This window comes from Limnospira indica PCC 8005 (assembly GCF_000973065.1).
GTDB lineage: Bacteria > Cyanobacteriota > Cyanobacteriia > Cyanobacteriales > Microcoleaceae > Limnospira > Limnospira fusiformis.
Genome location: NZ_FO818640.1, coordinates 426,768 through 443,506 on the forward strand (window position 1 = coordinate 426,768; position 16,739 = coordinate 443,506).

17 protein-coding genes and 1 pseudogene are annotated in these 16,739 nt (G+C 45.7%); 4 read left to right on the forward strand and 14 right to left on the reverse strand.

Going from position 1 to position 16,739, the window contains the following annotated elements; all coding sequences use genetic code 11:
- Position 1 precedes the first annotated feature (1 nt).
- The 3 genes and pseudogenes from XZ46_RS01900 to XZ46_RS01910 all read right to left on the reverse strand — a co-directional run bounded on the left by XZ46_RS01900 (position 2) and on the right by XZ46_RS01910 (position 1,607).
- Positions 2-1,065, reverse strand: a pseudogene (locus XZ46_RS01900) (DUF3326 domain-containing protein).
- 6 nt (positions 1,066-1,071) lie between these two features.
- A complete protein-coding gene (locus XZ46_RS01905) occupies positions 1,072-1,266 on the reverse strand; it encodes a DUF8621 family protein (RefSeq protein WP_006621873.1) in 195 nt (64 codons plus the stop codon).
- A 20-nt stretch (positions 1,267-1,286) separates the two neighbouring features.
- The gene (locus tag XZ46_RS01910; protein WP_006668859.1) at positions 1,287-1,607 is read right to left on the reverse strand and encodes a 2Fe-2S iron-sulfur cluster-binding protein; all 321 of its coding nucleotides are present in this window, start codon (positions 1,605-1,607) and stop codon (positions 1,287-1,289) included.
- A gap of 356 nt (positions 1,608-1,963) precedes the next feature.
- On the opposite strand from XZ46_RS01910, the gene XZ46_RS01915 reads away from it, so the two are divergent.
- Positions 1,964-3,928, forward strand: coding sequence for an ABC transporter ATP-binding protein/permease (locus XZ46_RS01915; protein ID WP_008056793.1), 1,965 nt, complete (start codon positions 1,964-1,966; stop codon positions 3,926-3,928).
- Positions 3,929-3,962: 34 nt separating this feature from the next.
- Here the strand turns inward: XZ46_RS01915 and XZ46_RS01920 are convergent, their stop codons facing one another.
- Positions 3,963-4,334 (reverse strand): DUF6464 family protein, encoded by a 372-nt coding sequence (locus XZ46_RS01920; RefSeq protein ID WP_006621870.1) that lies wholly within the window; start codon positions 4,332-4,334, stop codon positions 3,963-3,965.
- 93 nt (positions 4,335-4,427) lie between these two features.
- On the opposite strand from XZ46_RS01920, the gene XZ46_RS33720 reads away from it, so the two are divergent.
- Together XZ46_RS33720 and XZ46_RS01925 are read left to right on the forward strand one after the other, a co-directional pair.
- Positions 4,428-4,574, forward strand: a complete 147-nt coding sequence (locus XZ46_RS33720; protein ID WP_155839094.1) for a hypothetical protein — start codon at positions 4,428-4,430, stop codon at positions 4,572-4,574.
- Positions 4,575-4,594: 20 nt separating this feature from the next.
- Entirely contained in the window at positions 4,595-4,900 is a 306-nt protein-coding gene (locus XZ46_RS01925; protein ID WP_006668855.1) for a ferredoxin-thioredoxin reductase variable chain, read from the forward strand.
- A 73-nt stretch (positions 4,901-4,973) separates the two neighbouring features.
- Here XZ46_RS01925 and XZ46_RS01930 read toward each other — a convergent pair whose 3' ends face one another.
- Together XZ46_RS01930 and ppsA are read right to left on the reverse strand one after the other, a co-directional pair.
- Positions 4,974-5,210, reverse strand: a complete 237-nt coding sequence (locus XZ46_RS01930) for a hypothetical protein (protein ID WP_006621868.1) — start codon at positions 5,208-5,210, stop codon at positions 4,974-4,976.
- A 469-nt stretch (positions 5,211-5,679) separates the two neighbouring features.
- Positions 5,680-8,190 carry a phosphoenolpyruvate synthase gene (gene ppsA, locus XZ46_RS01935; protein WP_008056789.1) on the reverse strand — a complete coding sequence of 837 codons (2,511 nt, stop codon included), beginning with the start codon at positions 8,188-8,190 and terminating at the stop codon, positions 5,680-5,682.
- A 450-nt stretch (positions 8,191-8,640) separates the two neighbouring features.
- On the opposite strand from ppsA, the gene XZ46_RS01940 reads away from it, so the two are divergent.
- On the forward strand, positions 8,641-8,994 hold the full coding sequence (locus XZ46_RS01940; RefSeq protein ID WP_006668853.1) for a winged helix-turn-helix transcriptional regulator: 354 nt from the start codon (positions 8,641-8,643) through the stop codon (positions 8,992-8,994).
- On the opposite strand, the gene XZ46_RS01945 is transcribed toward XZ46_RS01940, so the two are convergent.
- The 8 genes from XZ46_RS01945 to iscB form a co-directional block, all read right to left on the reverse strand.
- Positions 8,991-9,275, reverse strand: coding sequence for a DUF427 domain-containing protein (locus XZ46_RS01945; RefSeq protein WP_006621862.1), 285 nt, complete (start codon positions 9,273-9,275; stop codon positions 8,991-8,993). The two genes, XZ46_RS01940 and XZ46_RS01945, sit on opposite strands and share 4 nt — an antisense overlap.
- Positions 9,276-9,364: 89 nt before the next feature.
- On the reverse strand, positions 9,365-10,243 hold the full coding sequence (locus XZ46_RS01950) for a putative bifunctional diguanylate cyclase/phosphodiesterase (protein ID WP_008056787.1): 879 nt from the start codon (positions 10,241-10,243) through the stop codon (positions 9,365-9,367).
- Positions 10,244-10,441 (reverse strand): hypothetical protein, encoded by a 198-nt coding sequence (locus tag XZ46_RS01955; RefSeq protein WP_006621860.1) that lies wholly within the window; start codon positions 10,439-10,441, stop codon positions 10,244-10,246.
- A 135-nt stretch (positions 10,442-10,576) separates the two neighbouring features.
- Positions 10,577-11,014 (reverse strand): hypothetical protein, encoded by a 438-nt coding sequence (locus XZ46_RS01960; protein ID WP_006621859.1) that lies wholly within the window; start codon positions 11,012-11,014, stop codon positions 10,577-10,579.
- A gap of 107 nt (positions 11,015-11,121) precedes the next feature.
- Positions 11,122-13,230, reverse strand: coding sequence for a phosphate acetyltransferase (gene pta, locus XZ46_RS01965; RefSeq protein ID WP_006621858.1), 2,109 nt, complete (start codon positions 13,228-13,230; stop codon positions 11,122-11,124).
- Positions 13,231-13,350: 120 nt separating this feature from the next.
- Complete coding sequence (locus XZ46_RS01970; protein WP_008056783.1) at positions 13,351-14,937, reverse strand: glucose-6-phosphate isomerase; 1,587 nt, start codon at positions 14,935-14,937, stop codon at positions 13,351-13,353.
- Positions 14,938-15,068: 131 nt separating this feature from the next.
- Positions 15,069-15,326 (reverse strand): hypothetical protein, encoded by a 258-nt coding sequence (locus XZ46_RS01975; RefSeq protein WP_006621856.1) that lies wholly within the window; start codon positions 15,324-15,326, stop codon positions 15,069-15,071.
- 84 nt (positions 15,327-15,410) lie between these two features.
- Entirely contained in the window at positions 15,411-16,682 is a 1,272-nt protein-coding gene (iscB, locus tag XZ46_RS01980; protein ID WP_008056781.1) for an RNA-guided endonuclease IscB, read from the reverse strand.
- Between the last annotated feature and the right edge of the window lie 57 nt (positions 16,683-16,739).

Consider the following 16,739-nt stretch of genomic DNA (forward strand, 5'->3'; position numbering starts at 1 on the left):
GTTAAGGGGTGTGCAGTCGGTTGAGAGTTGTTAGATTTGGTCTGAGGGCTTGATGATTAACTCCCTGTCGCCATGTTACCAAAACTCCGATCGCCTCTAAATATGATTTTACCGGGACGGTCTTAATACCGATCGCCTCTGGGGGGGTTGCCATAGTGGTGCGATTTTCGGCTACGGTGATCATCAGTTTGGCACTATTAGCAAAACTCAGGATAGCACTACCACCACAGGCGGTTTCTGGAACTACCACCGCATCAACTTGATTAGCCCAGATGCTATCAGGTGCTGTCAACCGAGACTGGACATATTGGGGCGCACGACTCAACCCGGCTAATACACAGGGAAGGAATGTATAGCCTATTTCTTCGGCGGCGGAACGGGGTGATAAATGGGGGTCTAGGGGTAAAGGTAACAGAGCGGGAGCGTGGGCGCAGGGGATGCGAAAATGTCGGACAATGAGATGGCTAATAATAGCCTCGGCTCCGGCGAGAGGATCAACACCCTGTCCCTGTCGATACTGGCTGAGAGCCACACTGCCTTCATCATCGGGAAATCTAGCCACCACTGCGATCGCTTCCGCTCCCGCTTTATCGATCAACTGTTTTGCCCCCCGCAGTAAACTATCTGGGTTGCCAATGGTTCCCCAAGAAGCACCAGAGGGGGCTATTCTATTCTTAGCTCTACGTTGAGGGGAGCATCGGTAATGACATAATCAGTCATATTGATGCCCAGAGTCGCTCTAGCGCCATCGGCGGCCTGTAGGTGTCGCAGTTGCAATTCTGGTTCCATACCGCGATCGAGTAATAGTCCCACTCGGTTACTGTGGACGGGTTGGAGTCCCCAACACCCCGCGGCCATTTGGTCTAGGGCATATCCTTCCACATAGAGGGCATTAGGTATAGGCCAGTACAACTGAGCGCCGTTAAGGACGTTGGGATGGGTGATTAACCTATCACAGACTCCAGATAGCGATCGAGCAATGGGTAAGGCATCCCCCGCATAGCCACCCAAATCCGCCCCTATTCCAGTAGGGACTATCATTACCACAGTAAAGGGGCGAGCCATGATTGTCTATTGAGGCTGACCGGGATGGTCGCCTGTCGTGACAACTGCTTCTACATGGGCGATTTGGCGGTCAGTATCCACCTTGGTAATCGCCCAGCGCAGGGGTTCGCCCCGGCTTTCTAATTCCGTGGCGATCGCTTCTTGTAAAGCCTTTGGGGATTCAGTTAAATCTATTTCAGCAGTAATAAAGTGGGTAGTCATTTGTCGTCAATTCAAAAATCCTATGAACTTGCACCAAATTGGCGCTGATAGACCTCTTCTTCCTTTCCGGTTTCCACCTTCAAATCTGAGCGCGGATGGGCTATACACAGCAATACATAGCCCTGTGCTTGCAGATCGGGGCTCAACCCCATACCCTCACTCTGATCAACTTCTCCTTCCAGGATTTTAGCAGCACAGGTAGTGCAAACTCCAGCATTGCAGGAATTTGGTAAACTAAACCCCGCCTCTTCCGCTACTTGCAGGATATACTTATCCGACGGCACATCAATCTCGTGAATTTGGCCCTCGTGGTGAATCTCCACCCTATAGGTGTTAGACATGATTGGGTTAATACTCCTTCCACATTGAACAATCAGTTTTATAGTTTACAATGACAGGGTCAAATATATCCCTGATTGTTCGCTGAACCTAACCATTCAGGATAATAGCGCCCGCCGGGTTAACTTCCTCTATTGCAACTTTATCGGAAATTATTGTTCTGTATGATAGAGTAATTCCAGGTTTTTGTTATAAACTTTTTGGGTAAAAGTCAGAAACCTTGTAGATCTACTTTTGGTCGTTATCACCTATAAGTTTAACCGGCCTTCCCTCCATTGTGCTTTGACCTTCTTGCCTAATCTGGGTATGGCTCCCGGGTTATCCCATTCAAGTTCAATAATTGGTCTAGCATTAACAGATGAATCGATTTGATAGTCAACTTTGGAGACGATTTCTCAGCATCGCACAACCGTTTTTTTATCCCCTAGGACCTGGTAGTGGCAGGGTTTTTTTGTTATTGATGTTGCTGCTGCTGGTTTTCTTGTTTGGGGTCGCTTTTGTGTTGGTCACCGCCGTTACTTTCGCTAGTCAACTGCTGTTTCCTGAGTTTTTTAATCGCATCGCTCCCGGCTTATTGGAAACTATACAAGGGGTGATTTATTCTCCCTCTATTATAGTCGTGGCTTTGATGCTGCTTGTACCCGCCATGGTATTCTACTGGTATCGCCGTCAATGGTTGACTCGCTGGCAACCTTGGGCTTTTTTGAGTGTCCTGCTATTTATTTCTTTGGCTGTTAGTGGCTTAAATGTCATTATTAGCTATGTGGGAAACTTTTTTATGACCGCTCTCTCAGAGAGAAATGAGGAGGAATTTTGGCGGTTTCTGTTTGTTTATGCTGGTGTCTTTGTCGTGGGTACTCCCATCGTGGTTCTCTATGGTTACACACGCGATCGCCTCGGGAACTATTGGAGGAAATGGTTAACTAATCGATTTCTGGATAATTATTTTCAGAATCGCTCCTACTATGAAATAGACTCCCATAAAGATATTGATAACCCTGACCAACGTATCTCTGAGGATATTCGGGCTTTTACGATTACTAGCCTCCGATTTTTACTGATTATTTTAGGCGCGGTAATTGATGTAATTTCCTTCACGGGTATTCTGTGGTCTATTTCTAAACAATTGTCCCTGTTCCTGTTAATTTATGCCGTATTTGGTACAGGGGTCACAGTCTTATTAGGTCGGCGCTTAATTACCCTCAATTTTAATCAGCTTAAACTGGAGGCAAATTTCCGTTATGGTTTAGTCCATGTCCGCGACAATGCCGAATCTATCGCCTTTTATCAGGGAGAAGACCGCGAATCAGAGCAAGTTAAAAAACGCTTTTTCCAAGCCTTTAATAATTTTAACCTCCTGATTGGTTGGCAGAGAAATGTAGATTATTTCACTACTGGGTATCGCTATCTTGTGATTATTTTACCCTCTCTGATTATGGCTCCTCTGTATTTTTCCGAACAAATCAGATTTGGAGATATTACCCAGGCGGGTTTTGCCTTTTCTCAAGTGTTAAGCGCTTTTTCGATTGTGGTCAGTCAAATTGAACCCTTGAGTAGATTTGCGGCGGGTATTAATCGTTTGACTGGGTTCTCCGAAGCCCTGGAAGTGAGCGATCGCACCCCCACAGGGAAACCTCAAATTGACCTCATGATAGACTCTCCTTTGGCGGTGAAAAATCTCACCTTAGAAACTCCTAACTATCAGAAAACATTGGTGCGGGATTTATCCCTAGAGTTAGCACCCGGTGAGGGTTTATTAATTGTTGGTCAAAGTGGAGTAGGGAAAAGTTCCCTATTACGAGGAATCGCGGGTTTATGGCGATCGGGAACTGGGGTGCTAGTGCGTCCGGAACTTAGCGAAATGCTATTTCTCCCCCAGCGTCCTTATATGATTCTGGGAACCCTGCGAGAACAATTACTCTATCCTAACTCCCATCTAAACATCGACGACACCGAATTAGAATCCGTTTTGAAACTCGTTAATCTGGGTGATTTAAGCGATCGTGTTGGTAGCTTTGATGTAGAATTGGATTGGGCTAATGTTCTCTCCCTCGGAGAACAGCAACGCCTGGCTTTTGCTCGTCTGTTGCTCACTCAACCTCGCTATGCTATCCTTGATGAAGCTACCAGCGCCCTTGATATGAAAAATGAGGAGTCGCTGTATCAGAAACTCAACCAGATGAACACCACTTACGTTAGTGTCGGACACCGGATGAGTTTACTGCGATATCATCACCACGTTTTAGAGTTGATGGAAAACCAAAAATGGCGTTTAATATCCGTACAGGAATATGAAGCAGACCTGAATTTATTTGCGGGATAGTCTCCGTTTTTGACCGCTTCTGATTTCGCCGTCATTATCCGGGGGGTGTTTCTTCCAGGGACTCATAAAAGCGACATCGATCGCAGGGTCCCTGGGGATTTACCGCACAGCGAAATAACTCCGATCGCGCATTAAACCGACAACTAGCATCCCCTATTACCCAATGTCCATTGACTAAACTCTTCTCCTGGGGTTCTTCAGCCGACTGTACATATAGAGCAATTTTACTTAGGCGGTAACGACCTGATTTTAAATGATAACGGTGTCGGCGTTCCAAAACTGCATAGGTTTGACCCTCTAAAACCAAATAATGGCCAGGTTGGGGAGTCCAATCAAAACACACATTTCCTAGGGACTTACGCGGCTCGGTTAAAATTACTTCTGTTGGTAGTGAATATGATTCCATGAATTTCCCCAATTTTCACAAAACACCTGCCCAATTGTATCTTAAAATATACCCCCAGAAGCTGAACCAAGATTGGTCCACTTTTCTGGCAAAATGTCAAGGGTCTTAGGTAGTCCCTCCCGCTTCCCCACTGACCCGAATAATTCCCGGAAATCCCCAATTATCGATGATTTCAGGCGATCGGGAACTGTGATTTTCCCCGCCGGGAGTTTGAGATTTGCCTATTTCATGTCAAGATAAAAAACTGTCTGTTCTAGTGAGTGTCGCTGGGTGGTCGCACAACTATCGCAGCCACTTCTGTAGGCATTTTTACCGAAATACATGAGTTGGAATTTATGAAAGTCGGCGATCGTGTTCGCGTCAAAGAGTCAGTGATTATCTATGTCAATCCCGAACACCGCAATCAACCTTCTGATGCTAAGGGATTGGAGGGGGAAATTGTATCCATCCTAACAGACTGGAATGGTAGACCTATTACCCCTAATCTGCCTGTTATAGTACAGTTTAACCCCAAGTTTAAGGTTCACTTCAGAGAGGAGGAGTTAGAAGTGATTGAGGAGAGTTAGAAACTATCTGGGGAACTATTGGGGACAAAGAGACATCAGTTGACCGTTTCTTGAGTCCCTCACCCCGGCAGCTTTAGTGGCGACCCCGCAAAAACCACCCCAGCAGGTTAAAATCACCTAGCATTTTCTGCATCTCTTGACGGTGGCGATTGGCTGTCTCATAATACCACTGGCAATAGCGATCGAAGTCCTCACGATATTCGACTTCCTGATAAAATTCCCGTGTTGTCGTCGTGGCTTCTAATGCTTCTATGATTTCCCCTGGGGGTGGCGGCGCTTGTGGAATTATGTGTTCCCAGTTGGAGTGCATAATCTTTCTGGCTAAGGTTGACTTTTCCGTACATCAAGCAGGGGTCGCTGTTAGTAAAATCCAGGCGATCGCTAAACCGATGGCTACAAACAGCTTTAATATGACCCCTTTACCTGTCTTTAATTTCTCTTTCACCGATTCATAGAACCGAGTTACTTTCGGTTACAAATAGCATCCACATCATATCACCGCCTAGATTTTTTGTCAACCTGTTGGTGAGAGTTTAGAAACCCGGTTTCTCACCAGCCATCTCTTGGGGAAAGAGAAACTCTCCTAGAAACCGGGTTTCTCCTGGGGTGGGTGAGAGTTTAGAAACCCGGTTTCTCACCAGCCATCCCTTGGGGAAGGAGAAACTCTCCCAGAAACCGGGTTTCTCCTGGGGTGGGTGAGCGAAAAAAAACTGCCCCGGCTTTCACCAGAGCAGTTTTAAATTAGAACTCAGAAGTTACTTAGTATCCTAAACGGAACTCTATTTAGCCTGAGCGACTTCCATGATATCATCAACCAAAACGCCAGACTCTTCCATCTTGCCAATGTCGAGGATGGTCTTAATCACAGAGTCGGGGTTCAAACTCATCGAGTCAATACCCAACTCAACCAAGAACCGAGCAAACTCTGGATAGTCACTAGGCGCTTGACCACAAATACCAATCTTGCGACCATATTTCTTAGCTGCTTTGATGGCGATCGTGACCATCCGACGTACCGCCTCATTGCGTTCGTCAAAGATATGAGCCACCAGTGCGGAGTCACGGTCCAAGCCTAGAGTTAACTGGGTCAAGTCGTTCGATCCGATGGAGAAGCCATCGAACACTTGAGCGAACTCATCAGCAAAGATGACATTACTCGGCAATTCGCACATCACATAAACCTGGAGACCGTTTTCGCCTCGTTTCAGGCCATGTTTCTCCATTTCAGCCAACACCTTGCGGCCTTCATCAGGAGTCCGACAGAAAGGAATCATCGGCACCACATTGGTCAGACCCATTTCGTCGCGCACCCGTTTCAGAGCCACACATTCCAGACCGTAGGCTTCCCGGTAGTTGGGGTCGTAGTAACGGGATGCACCCCGCCAGCCGATCATCGGGTTCTCTTCTTTGGGTTCAAACTGACGACCACCTAACAGGTTGGCGTATTCGTTACTCTTGAAGTCCGACATCCGCACAATCACTGGGTTCGGATAGAAAGCCGCTGCGATCGTGCCAATACCATGAGCCAGTTTATCAACAAAGAAGTCCGGCTTATGATCATAGAGTTTGGTCAGTTCGCCAATTTCCCGCTTAACTGATTCATCTTCCAGTTGGTCATACTTGAGCAACGCCAAGGGGTGAGCCTTAATATGATTAGCGATAATAAACTCAAGACGAGCCAAACCTACACCATCGCAGGGAATAGATGCCAAACCAAAGGCTTCTTCTGGGTTCCCCACATTCATCAGAATTTGAGTGCGGGTCTTAGGTAAGTTGTCCAGAACAGTTTCGTTCACATCAAAGGGCACTAACCCTTCATACACCCGTCCTTCTTCCCCTTCCGAACAGGAAACTGTAATGTCTTGTCCGGTCTTGACCACTTCCGTAGCATCTCCGCAACCAACGATCGCCGGAATACCCATTTCACGAGCAATAATCGCCGCGTGACAAGTCCGACCGCCAGCGTTAGTGACAATAGCACTGGAACGCTTCATAATCGGTTCCCAGTCGGGGTCAGTCTTGTTGGTAACTAATACTTCTCCCGGTTGGAAATCATCAATCCGGTGAACATCCATAATTACCCGTGCTTTACCCTGACCGATCATTTCGCCAACTGCACGACCGCGAGATAGCACGTTGCTAGTTCCGTTGAGTTTGTAAGACCGCAGGACACTGCCCGATTTTTGGGATTGTACCGTTTCTGGACGTGCTTGGACGATGAACAGTTCACCCGTGACACCATCTTTCGCCCACTCAATATCCATAGGTGTATAGCACCCACGAACTGTTGAGTAGTGATTTTCGATGATAACCGCCCATTCAGCCAGCTTCAGGATTTCATCATCTGTAATACAGAACTTCTCGCGTTCGGAAACTGGGACGCTTACGTTTTTGGTGAGTTTCGTGCCACCAATGTCGTAAACCATCTTCAGTTCTTTTGTGCCTAAGCGCTTCTCTAGGATAGGACGGAATCCTTGTTTCAGAGTAGGCTTGAATACAAAGTATTCATCAGGGTTAACTGCACCTTGTACCACGTTTTCCCCTAAACCATAGGCCGCTGTCACTAGGGCAGCATTCTTAAAGCCCGTTTCTGTGTCAATTGAGAACATGACACCGGAGGAAGCTAGGTCAGACCTAACCATTTTCTGTACACCCACCGACAAGGCAACATCGAAGTGATCAAAGCCTTTAATTGTCCGGTAGGAAATCGCCCGATCTGTAAAGATGGAAGCAAAACACTTATGGCAAGATTTTAAGACTGTATCTTCCCCATAAACGTTTAAGTATGTTTCTTGCTGACCTGCAAAACTCGCATCAGGCAAGTCTTCTGCTGTAGCACTAGACCGCACCGCTACGTCAATATCACTGGCATAGCGTTTGCATTCTTCCTTATAATCTGAATCGAACTTCTCACAGAATTCTGCTGAAGTCCCGTAACGTTCACACAGTTTTCTGTAATAACTAACAATTGCTTCTTCAAGTTCTGGAGGGAAGGGGGTATCTAGGATCAAAGCGCGAGCCTGCTTACCCCGCTGCCGCAGGTTGGGCATATCTTCTACATCTAGATCCGAGAACAGTTCGCGTAGTTTGACTTCTAAGCCCGCTTTTTCGATAAAGTAGCGATAAGCATAGGCCGTGGTAGCAAAACCTGTGGGAACGCTAACCCCTTGGGAGCCTAGCTGTTGGATCATCTCCCCTAGGGATGCGTTTTTTCCACCTACTAATGGAACATCGACAATTCCTACTTCCTCAAACCACAGTACGAATGCTTTTTCTTTATTTTCAACCATTATGAAATTCCTCCAAACTTGAATAACAGTCTGGTAGAGAGTACAGCCAAATCTTTCTACACTTCCAGAATATTCAGTCTTACTGATACTCTGATTTTCATGCAAATAGACTATCTGGCAATAGGTATGGCAAACCTTATTGCTCCAAAACTCAGCATTTAGACTTAGTTAATTTTGGTTTGACTGTCGATCTACAGGCTGAGATTTTTTTTCGTCACAGAGGGTTTTTTTTCCCTCTGTTTATAGAGTATTACTTTCTATAAAAATTACAATATAGTTTACTAAAGTTATCTTAGTTACCCAAAGTACAAAAATATTGCTATGATGGAAATACAGCCGCTTATTAAAAAAGTTTAAAACTTCTGTGGCGGTTGGTAACCACTAAAGTAAACCTTAAAATTTGTTAAAATGAAAGTTACAAAACATTGCGAAAACTCCCAAGCAGGCCCAATGTCAACTAGTTCGGAAAACTCTACTGAGACCGAACAGCCTTGTCCTATAGAATATATATTGGATAGAATTAATAGTAAGTGGTCTTTTCTAATTTTGCGGGAACTTTTGATAGATAACCGCCGTACTCATCAACTACAGGAAGCACTTCCGATTAGTACGAAAACCTTGACAATTCGGTTGAGGGAATTAGAAAAATATGGTATGATAGAAAGGAAGGTTTATCCAGAAATACCCCCTAGGGTAGAATATTCTCTCACACCTAGGGGACGAAATATCAAGCCAGTCATTGATGCCCTACAAGAGGCAGGAGAAGCTTGGTTATCTGATGAACAGGTAGTCGGAGGTAGTTAAACCTCGACTTTTACGCCTCTCCAGAAGGCGATATAACCTTGGATCTTCTGGGCAGCGGGTAATGGGCTAGGATAATACCAAGCAGCATCTTTGTTAACTTCGCCTCCCACCTCCAGGGTATAGTAACTAGCGACCCCCTTCCAGCCACAGGTGGTGTGGGTGTCGCTATTTCGGAAGTATTCTTTTTTAATGGAGTCTGGGGGGAAATATTGATTGCCTTCGACGACTTCACAATTATTGCTTTCGGCAATAACGACCCCATTCCAAATTGCTTTGGCCATAAAATTTTCCTAAACTCAAGTTTTGTGATGGCTTAATTATACATAGTTTTTGATGGTTGGTGAGGGGATAACTTCTAACCTGCTTCTTTTCAACAATTATGATGTTGGCGCTGGAGATAGTCTTCGAGTGCGGCTACGGACATGGGTTGAGCGAGTAGATATCCTTGGATGGTTTGATATTTGAGGTTTTGTAGTTGTCTGAGTTGACCTTGGGTTTCGACCCCTTCAGCTACTAAGTTGATATCTAAACAGTTTGCCATTAAGGCGATCGTTCTGACAATTTCAACACTTTTCTGATCTCGTTCCATACCGCTAATAAATGATTTATCAACCTTAATGGTGTCGAAGGGGAAATTGTGGAGATAGCTTAAAGATGAATACCCGGTGCCAAAATCATCTATACATAGGTTAATTTTACGGGATTTGATTTGTTTTAAGATGTCGGTAATATCTTCGGCATTATTCATTAAGGCGGTTTCGGTAATTTCGAGTTGAATTTGTTGGGGGGGAATTTCAGTAACTTTTAAGATATGATCAATTTGGCTTAATAAATTGGGCTGCATCAGTTGTATCACGGAAACATTAATGTTAATAAACATGGAGGCGACCTGGGGAAATTGCGATCGCCACTGTTGAAATTGCCAACAAGCCTGACCAAATCCCCAGGTTCCCAAGGGAATAATAAAACCGGTTTCTTCCGCCAAAGGAATAAATTCAAAGTTAGAAATAAGCTGAGTGTTATTATACCATCTAATCAGGGATTCAAAGCCGACTATTTTGAGGGTCTCAGCGCCGAAAATTGGTTGATAATAAAGCTGAAACTTACGGTCATTAAAGTCTCGTCTCATTTGATTATCCAACTCTAGCTGACGACTAGCATAGGCTTTAAATTCGTGATTAAATATCGTATAACTTGTATTGGGGGAACGGCGACATTGATGCACAGCTAATTCTGCTGCTTGTAACATTTATTCGGGATTTTCCCCACAGTCATAACTCAAAGCCAACCCCATTTTTACCTGTTTAAAAAGTTCATGTTCTGAGAGATTAAATGGTTGAATAAACAGATGGCTAATATAATTGAGAATTTGATGGGCTGATTCCAAGTCTCCTACCTGTTCCCAGAGAATGATAAACTCATCAGCCATACCGACTCTAGCAATCATGACGGCATCAGGAAGATAGGTAGTCAGGCGGTTAGTGATAGCGATTAATAGCTGTTATGAGAATTCATATCCCAGGGTATATTTAATGGATTTGAAATGGACAACATCAAGGTGAATAACTGCAAATGTATGATTTTATGGGTGAGTTTGTTTTAATAAAGACTCCAGTTTATCTAACAAGAAAGACCGCCAAGGCAGTTTAGTCAAAGAGTCATATTCAATGTAGCTTCTCAGTTGCTTTTGTAACTTAATATATTCGGTAATTTTGCTTAAAATTATCAGTAATTGCATGGTTTTTTTGGATGCCATTTTATGGTTCATTTCCTGAAGCGATCGCTGATATTTTTGGAGAAGCTGATATAATAAAAGGCTGGTAATAGCCATAAATATTAAGCCTTTGAAAGTAGTCAGATAAGTAAACTGGCTATAATTACCAATAATAGTTTCTATAGCCTGATCAGAAATGAGTATCCAGACCGCGCCAATAACAGCGTAACTGAGGACTATTCGACGAGGGAGGTCTTTGGTTAATGTATGTATATTCATGGTCAAAGCCATTGACAAGGTAAACATCAGAGCATAGACTCTGTTATGGTGAAACCAGGATGGCTCACCATTATGGAGTCTTACCCATTAACAGTATTCTATCTGAGATGCTACAATGTCCAGTGTTTATGGAATTAATGGGAGTGACAATGTGTGCCTAGATTCGCTTGAATAGCAGTAATTGCTACTGTATTAACAATATCGGTGACGGTGCAACCGCGACTCAAATCATTAACGGGTTTTTTCAATCCCTGCAAAATTGGTCCGATCGCCACAGCATTAGCCGATCGCTGTACAGCCTTGTAAGTATTATTCCCGGTATTCAAATCGGGAAAAATAAAAACTGTGGCACGACCAGCCACCTGGCTATCAGGTAGCTTAGTTTTAGCGACACTCTCATCAATAGCAGCATCATACTGGATCGGGCCTTCAATTTTCAAGTCGGGGCGCAGTTGACGAGCGATGATGGTAGCTTGCTTAACCTTTTCGACATCCTCACCCTGTCCGGATTCTCCAGTAGAATAAGACAACATAGCCACCCTAGGTTCAATGCCAAACATTTGAGCAGTCAAAGCGGAACTGATAGCAATATCAGCCAATTGTTGAGGATTAGGATTAGGATTTACGGCACAGTCGCCATAAACCAAAATCCGATCTTCCAACCCCATTAAAAAGACACTAGAGACAATAGAAGTACCGGGAATGGTGCGAATAAACTCCAAAGCGGGGCGGATCGTGTGACCTGTGGTATGGACTGCTCCCGACACCATACCATCAGCGTGTCCCTTATAAACCATCATGGTACCAAAATAGCTAACATCGAGCATGACATCATAGGCCCCGTCTTTAGCAATACCCTTATGTTTACGGAGATTAAAATAGGTTTCAGCATAGTCTTCATACCAGGGGGATCTAGCCGGATCAATAATCTGGACTTGGGATAAATTCAAACCGAGGGCGGCAATACGTCCGCGAATTTCTGCTTCTGAACCTAATAAGGTAATATCTGCGACTCCCCGCCGCCACAAAATCTCAGCGGCTTGTAAAATCCGATCTTCGCGTCCTTCGGGTAGAACAATATGCTGTCGATTAGCTTTAGCCCTTTGAATCAATTGATACTCAAACATGATCGGAGTCATGCGAGAGGGACGGGAAACCTGTATGCGCTCCTCAATTTGACCCAAGTTGACATGAGTTTCAAATAACCCCAAAGCTGAGGCAATTTTGCGATCGTTGTCCGGGGTAATAGCACCATGTACCCGGTCTACATTCATGGCAGTTTCGTAGGTATCAGTCTTAACTGTGATCATGGGAACTGCCCAATGGGGACATCCATCGATGAGGCTTTGGATAGTGGCTGGTAGTTCCAGACCGCCACTAAGAATAATTCCGGCAATATTAGGATAGTTCTCGGAAGTAGCGGCGACGGCGCAGGCGAGAATAATATCAGCCCGATCGCCTGGGGTAATAATTAGGCTACCTTCTTTGAGGTATTTGAGGAAATTGGGAACTTGCATGGCGGCAACGCGCAAATCAAAAACCTCGCGGTTAAGGCGATCGTCGGATGGGCCATAGATTTGTTGACCGCCGAGTTTCTGGGCAATTTCGGCGACTGTGGGTTTAGCTAAAATAGGTTCTTCTGGAATGACAAATAGGGGATCTGGAAATTTCCAGAGAGTTGTCAACTGTTCCATAATTCCTGGAACATTGTGGTTATCGACACGGTTAACTACAGTAGCGGCGATCGCGCAACCTTCTTCAATAAAGGCTTCCCGTTCGGCTAGTAAGGCACTCATTAATTGATTGGGGGTTTTACCGCTACCGCTGGCTACAATCAAAATGGGACAACCTAGGTGGTTAGCAAATCGGACGTTAAAATCAAACTCGAAGGCGGAAGCGATATCAGTAAAATCGGTTCCCTCGCAGACTACAAAATCACAATCTTGCTCAACGGCTTTATATTTTTCGATGACTTGCTTAATGACTTCATCATAGCGACCCTCACCAATCAAATTTTGAGCTTCTTCGTGGGTGAGAGCATAGTAAGATTCATAGGGTAGGGCTTGGTGTAGGCGACTGCGAACTAATTGGATATCTCTGTCAGGAGTGGTGTGACTACGAATAATGGGACGGAAAAATCCCAATTTTTGAATTCGTTTGGAAAGCAATTCTATGATTCCGAGTACGACTAGGGATTTGCCACTCCCGGGTTCAATGGTAGCAATGTAGAGGTTCTCAGCCATTCCTTTCACTCCTAGTTATGTCCTGCCCTCCCATGCTACACCAATGAAAACTTACCCGATCTGTGGGGGGAGAAAGACCGGGTGAATAGGAATTATGGATTGGGCGCTAGTGGGTTAAGTTTAGCGCCATTTGGCGATCAGTTGGCCGGGTTTACTGGGGTCTCCGCTCAATTCTACTCCTCGGTCATTAGCTGCTAGGTGACGCAGGATTTTATATAGGGTTTCTACCTGTTCCTGGGCATCTATTTTGGTGGCTAAGTCGGAGATAGAAATACCTTGGCTATGGCTGCGTAAGGCTTGTAAACTTTGGTGTTGTAACTCTAGGACTTGGGCGGCGGCTTTTTTCCCGGCTTCGACTCCCGGTTGGTGATAGGCGTTGATGTTGACTAGGGAAGCATATAGACTGACAGCACGTTCATAGAGAGCGACTAGAGCGCCTACAGTGTATGGATTTACTTCGGTAATAGTTACGGTAATGGAGTCTCGTTGGTTGTCGTATAGAGCCTCTCGTGTGCCTTGTAGGAAGCCTGAGAGATAGTCTCCGGCGGTGACTCCGGGTTCGATTTCTGGGGATTGTCCTTGGCGATCGCGTAGGACTTCGATAAAGGTGGCGAAGAAGTTAGGAACCCCATCTCGAAGCTGTTGGACGTAGGCGTGTTGGTCTGTGGAACCTTTGTTACCGTAGACGGAGATACCTTGGTTGACGATGTTTCCATCTAGGTCTTTTTCTTTTCCCAAGGATTCCATGACTAATTGTTGCAGATAACGGCTCAAGAGTATGAGTCTGTCCTTGTAGGGGAGAATTACCATATCTTTTTGACCACGGCCACCTCCGACGGCATACCAACATAGGGCCAGCAGGGCGGCGGGGTTGGTTTTGATGTCGGGTTGGCGGGTGGCTATATCCATGGTTTGAGCCCCTTGGAGTAGGGCATGAATATCTATGCCTTGTAGGGCGGCGGGAAGTAGTCCTACGGCTGACATTTCCGAGGTGCGACCACCGATCCAGTCTTCCATGGGGAAGGTTTCCAACCATCCTTGGCTGGTGGCTTCTTGGTAGAGTTTACTACCGATTTGGGTAGTGGCGATCGCTTGATCGGGAAAGTGGAGGTTTTGCTTGAGTAAGGCTTGTTTAACTTCCATCATGCCGTTACGGGGTTCTGGGGTGCCGCCGGATTTGGAAATTACTAAGATTAGGGTACTCTTTAGGCGATCGCCTAGTCGTTGCAGAATCCGATCTATGCCATCGGGGTCACTATTATCAATAAAGTGGATGTTGATCAGTGGGTAATCTGGGGCTAAAGCATCAGCCACAAATTGTGGTCCTAGGGCTGATCCTCCAATACCAATGGAGAGTAAATCTGTAAATTTTTCGGCTTGGGGGGGTTTAATCTCACCCTTATGGACTTTAGCGACAAAGGTTTCTATTTTGTTAACTGTGTCGATAATTTGCTGTTTGATTTGGGGAGTAGGTGCTAACTCCGGGTTTCGCAGCCAATAATGGCCTACCATTCGCTGTTCATCTGGATTAGCGATCGCCCCACCTTCGAGGGCTTCCATGTCTCGAAATGCCCCGTCAAACTTGGGCTTCATGGCTTCCAGAAAAGCCTGATCAAACCTAATCCGACTGATATCGAGGTACAGTCCTATTTCTTCGTGGTAGTACAGCCAGTCTTGGTATCTTTGCCAGAGTGTAATGGCATCCATAATCACTGTTTCCCCGTTATGTACAAGTTGCCAGTCCAGAACATCTATGAGGGTTTAACCGCTTTTACCCTTCCGCAATTCATTGATAGAGCCTTATCTATCAGCACATATTCTACAACAGTTCTCAAAACTTAAACATGGGGTTTAGGCAGAATTCTCAGAAACTTGACGATTTGGCCCGTCATCTCTAGGCCGATTAAATAGCGATCGATGGTGAATCGATAAAAAATACCAGTCGAACCCACCGCACGAAATTCCGGTAATTCTTGTAAGCGATTAATTTGGGGAAACTTGACGAAAACGATTTGATAAACTCGCCAATAGGCATCCGTGTCTAAGGCAGTTAAGTCTTGTAAAAAAGAGCGTGCATAACGAACTTCAACATTCACGTAAACCTCTTGGGAGCGTGGAAGCCCCGTGTCTTTAGACCGGGGAGGAAACGCGACAGGGGGACTTTAGTCCCCGTCAATCTTTCAAGCATAGGCGTAACCATCCTTCCTGTGAATGGGTTGGCAGTATTTGTGGCTGATGCCTGCCACCCGTACAGAAGCGGTGGTAATATCAAAACTACCAGACGCACGGCAGAGAACCCGTCCTAGATATGAGCCAATTTTCTTCCCCGCTGTGACCAGTACCGTCACCATGTCGCCAGTCTGAAAGCCTTTATGAATTTGCCTCCTGGAGCGGTGACGATTCGGGAATCCGTACTTATTCGTCCCGCACATCTGACGGGTTCCATGCCCCTTTGCTAAAATCAGCAACGGTTTTGAAGTCAGAACTTCCAGTGATTCGACTGGTCCAACACAGGCAGCATCAAGCCAGTGAGCTTTAGGTAGGTTGAGCCTCAGTCGATTGAACTTCGTTTGTCCGCCCGTTCCTGTGGTAACTGGGAGTCCTGTTGCTTTCAGAGCCTTGAACAAGGCCCATCGGGTCGAGTTAACGGCAGCCGCATCTTTAAGGGGTGATTTGGCCTGCCTGAGAAGACGACTCAGGACATCAGGCTGGCCCGATAAAAAATCCCGAATGTCCCCATTGCCTTTGGCTTGATTGCATGAGTGGCAAGCCATCGTCAGGTTAGAAACCCGGTCAGAGCCACCCTTAGACCGAGGGTGGATATGCTCAACTTCAAGTGGTACATTTTGAGCCCCACAGTAAGCACAGGTTCTGTCCCACTTGAACAACAGGTATTCCCTGACTTCATAGCCTTGTAATTCTCCCTGCTGATACTCAACACCTGATATCTCAGGGTTTTCCATCAATTGCAGGTCGAACCGTACTAGCTCTTGAGCAATGCAGCCAACTGGGGCAAGTCTACGAAATCGGTGAACCCAGGTCATTAGAGTATCTACTCGATGCTGCCAGCTGGGAGCTAACCAACCCTTGCTCCGAGTCCGATTCAAGAACCGAGCTGGTCGATATCGGGTCTTGCGGTTTCGTCGAGAACGTCGGAGTTGACGACGAGAGAGCAATGCTTCTTTAATCTGCTGTCCTCGGTGCTGCAACTCGGCAGCAAAGATAATATGATTCCCTTGCTTCAAGGCAATTCCAGTGACTTTAGAGCCTGGGTCTAATTTGAGTTCGAGGGGTTCAGGATTAGCGTCAACCTCCTTGTTTAGAATAATGGTGAATGGGTAGCGTCGAAATACCGATGCTTTCCCCGCTTTGAGCAGTGATCGTGCTACCCCTGGCTTGCACGGTGTCAGGGGCTTGCGGTTGGTATCTAAAACGAAAATATGGTTAGACATTGTTGCGTCTGTTCTGATTGCTCGTAACGTTTGCGCTTGCGCTAACGCGCACGCTGC

Excerpts from the sequence above, each read along its gene's own strand:
- XZ46_RS01955 (WP_006621860.1), bottom strand. The coding sequence starts at position 10,441 with ATGATTGCTAGAGTCGGTATGGCTGATGAGTTTATCATTCTCTGGGAA.
- iscB (WP_008056781.1), bottom strand. The coding sequence starts at position 16,682 with ATGTCTAACCATATTTTCGTTTTAGATACCAACCGCAAGCCCCTGACA.
- XZ46_RS01950 (WP_008056787.1), bottom strand. The coding sequence starts at position 10,243 with ATGTTACAAGCAGCAGAATTAGCTGTGCATCAATGTCGCCGTTCCCCC.
- XZ46_RS01915 (WP_008056793.1), top strand. The coding sequence starts at position 1,964 with ATGAATCGATTTGATAGTCAACTTTGGAGACGATTTCTCAGCATCGCA.
- XZ46_RS01940 (WP_006668853.1), top strand. The coding sequence starts at position 8,641 with ATGTCAACTAGTTCGGAAAACTCTACTGAGACCGAACAGCCTTGTCCT.
- XZ46_RS01910 (WP_006668859.1), bottom strand. The coding sequence starts at position 1,607 with ATGTCTAACACCTATAGGGTGGAGATTCACCACGAGGGCCAAATTCAC.
- pta (WP_006621858.1), bottom strand. The coding sequence starts at position 13,230 with ATGGCTGAGAACCTCTACATTGCTACCATTGAACCCGGGAGTGGCAAA.
- XZ46_RS33720 (WP_155839094.1), top strand. The coding sequence starts at position 4,428 with ATGTCAAGGGTCTTAGGTAGTCCCTCCCGCTTCCCCACTGACCCGAAT.
- XZ46_RS01945 (WP_006621862.1), bottom strand. The coding sequence starts at position 9,275 with ATGGCCAAAGCAATTTGGAATGGGGTCGTTATTGCCGAAAGCAATAAT.
- XZ46_RS01970 (WP_008056783.1), bottom strand. The coding sequence starts at position 14,937 with ATGGATGCCATTACACTCTGGCAAAGATACCAAGACTGGCTGTACTAC.
- XZ46_RS01960 (WP_006621859.1), bottom strand. The coding sequence starts at position 11,014 with ATGTTTACCTTGTCAATGGCTTTGACCATGAATATACATACATTAACC.
- XZ46_RS01920 (WP_006621870.1), bottom strand. The coding sequence starts at position 4,334 with ATGGAATCATATTCACTACCAACAGAAGTAATTTTAACCGAGCCGCGT.
- XZ46_RS01930 (WP_006621868.1), bottom strand. The coding sequence starts at position 5,210 with ATGCACTCCAACTGGGAACACATAATTCCACAAGCGCCGCCACCCCCA.
- XZ46_RS01905 (WP_006621873.1), bottom strand. The coding sequence starts at position 1,266 with ATGACTACCCACTTTATTACTGCTGAAATAGATTTAACTGAATCCCCA.
- ppsA (WP_008056789.1), bottom strand. The coding sequence starts at position 8,190 with ATGGTTGAAAATAAAGAAAAAGCATTCGTACTGTGGTTTGAGGAAGTA.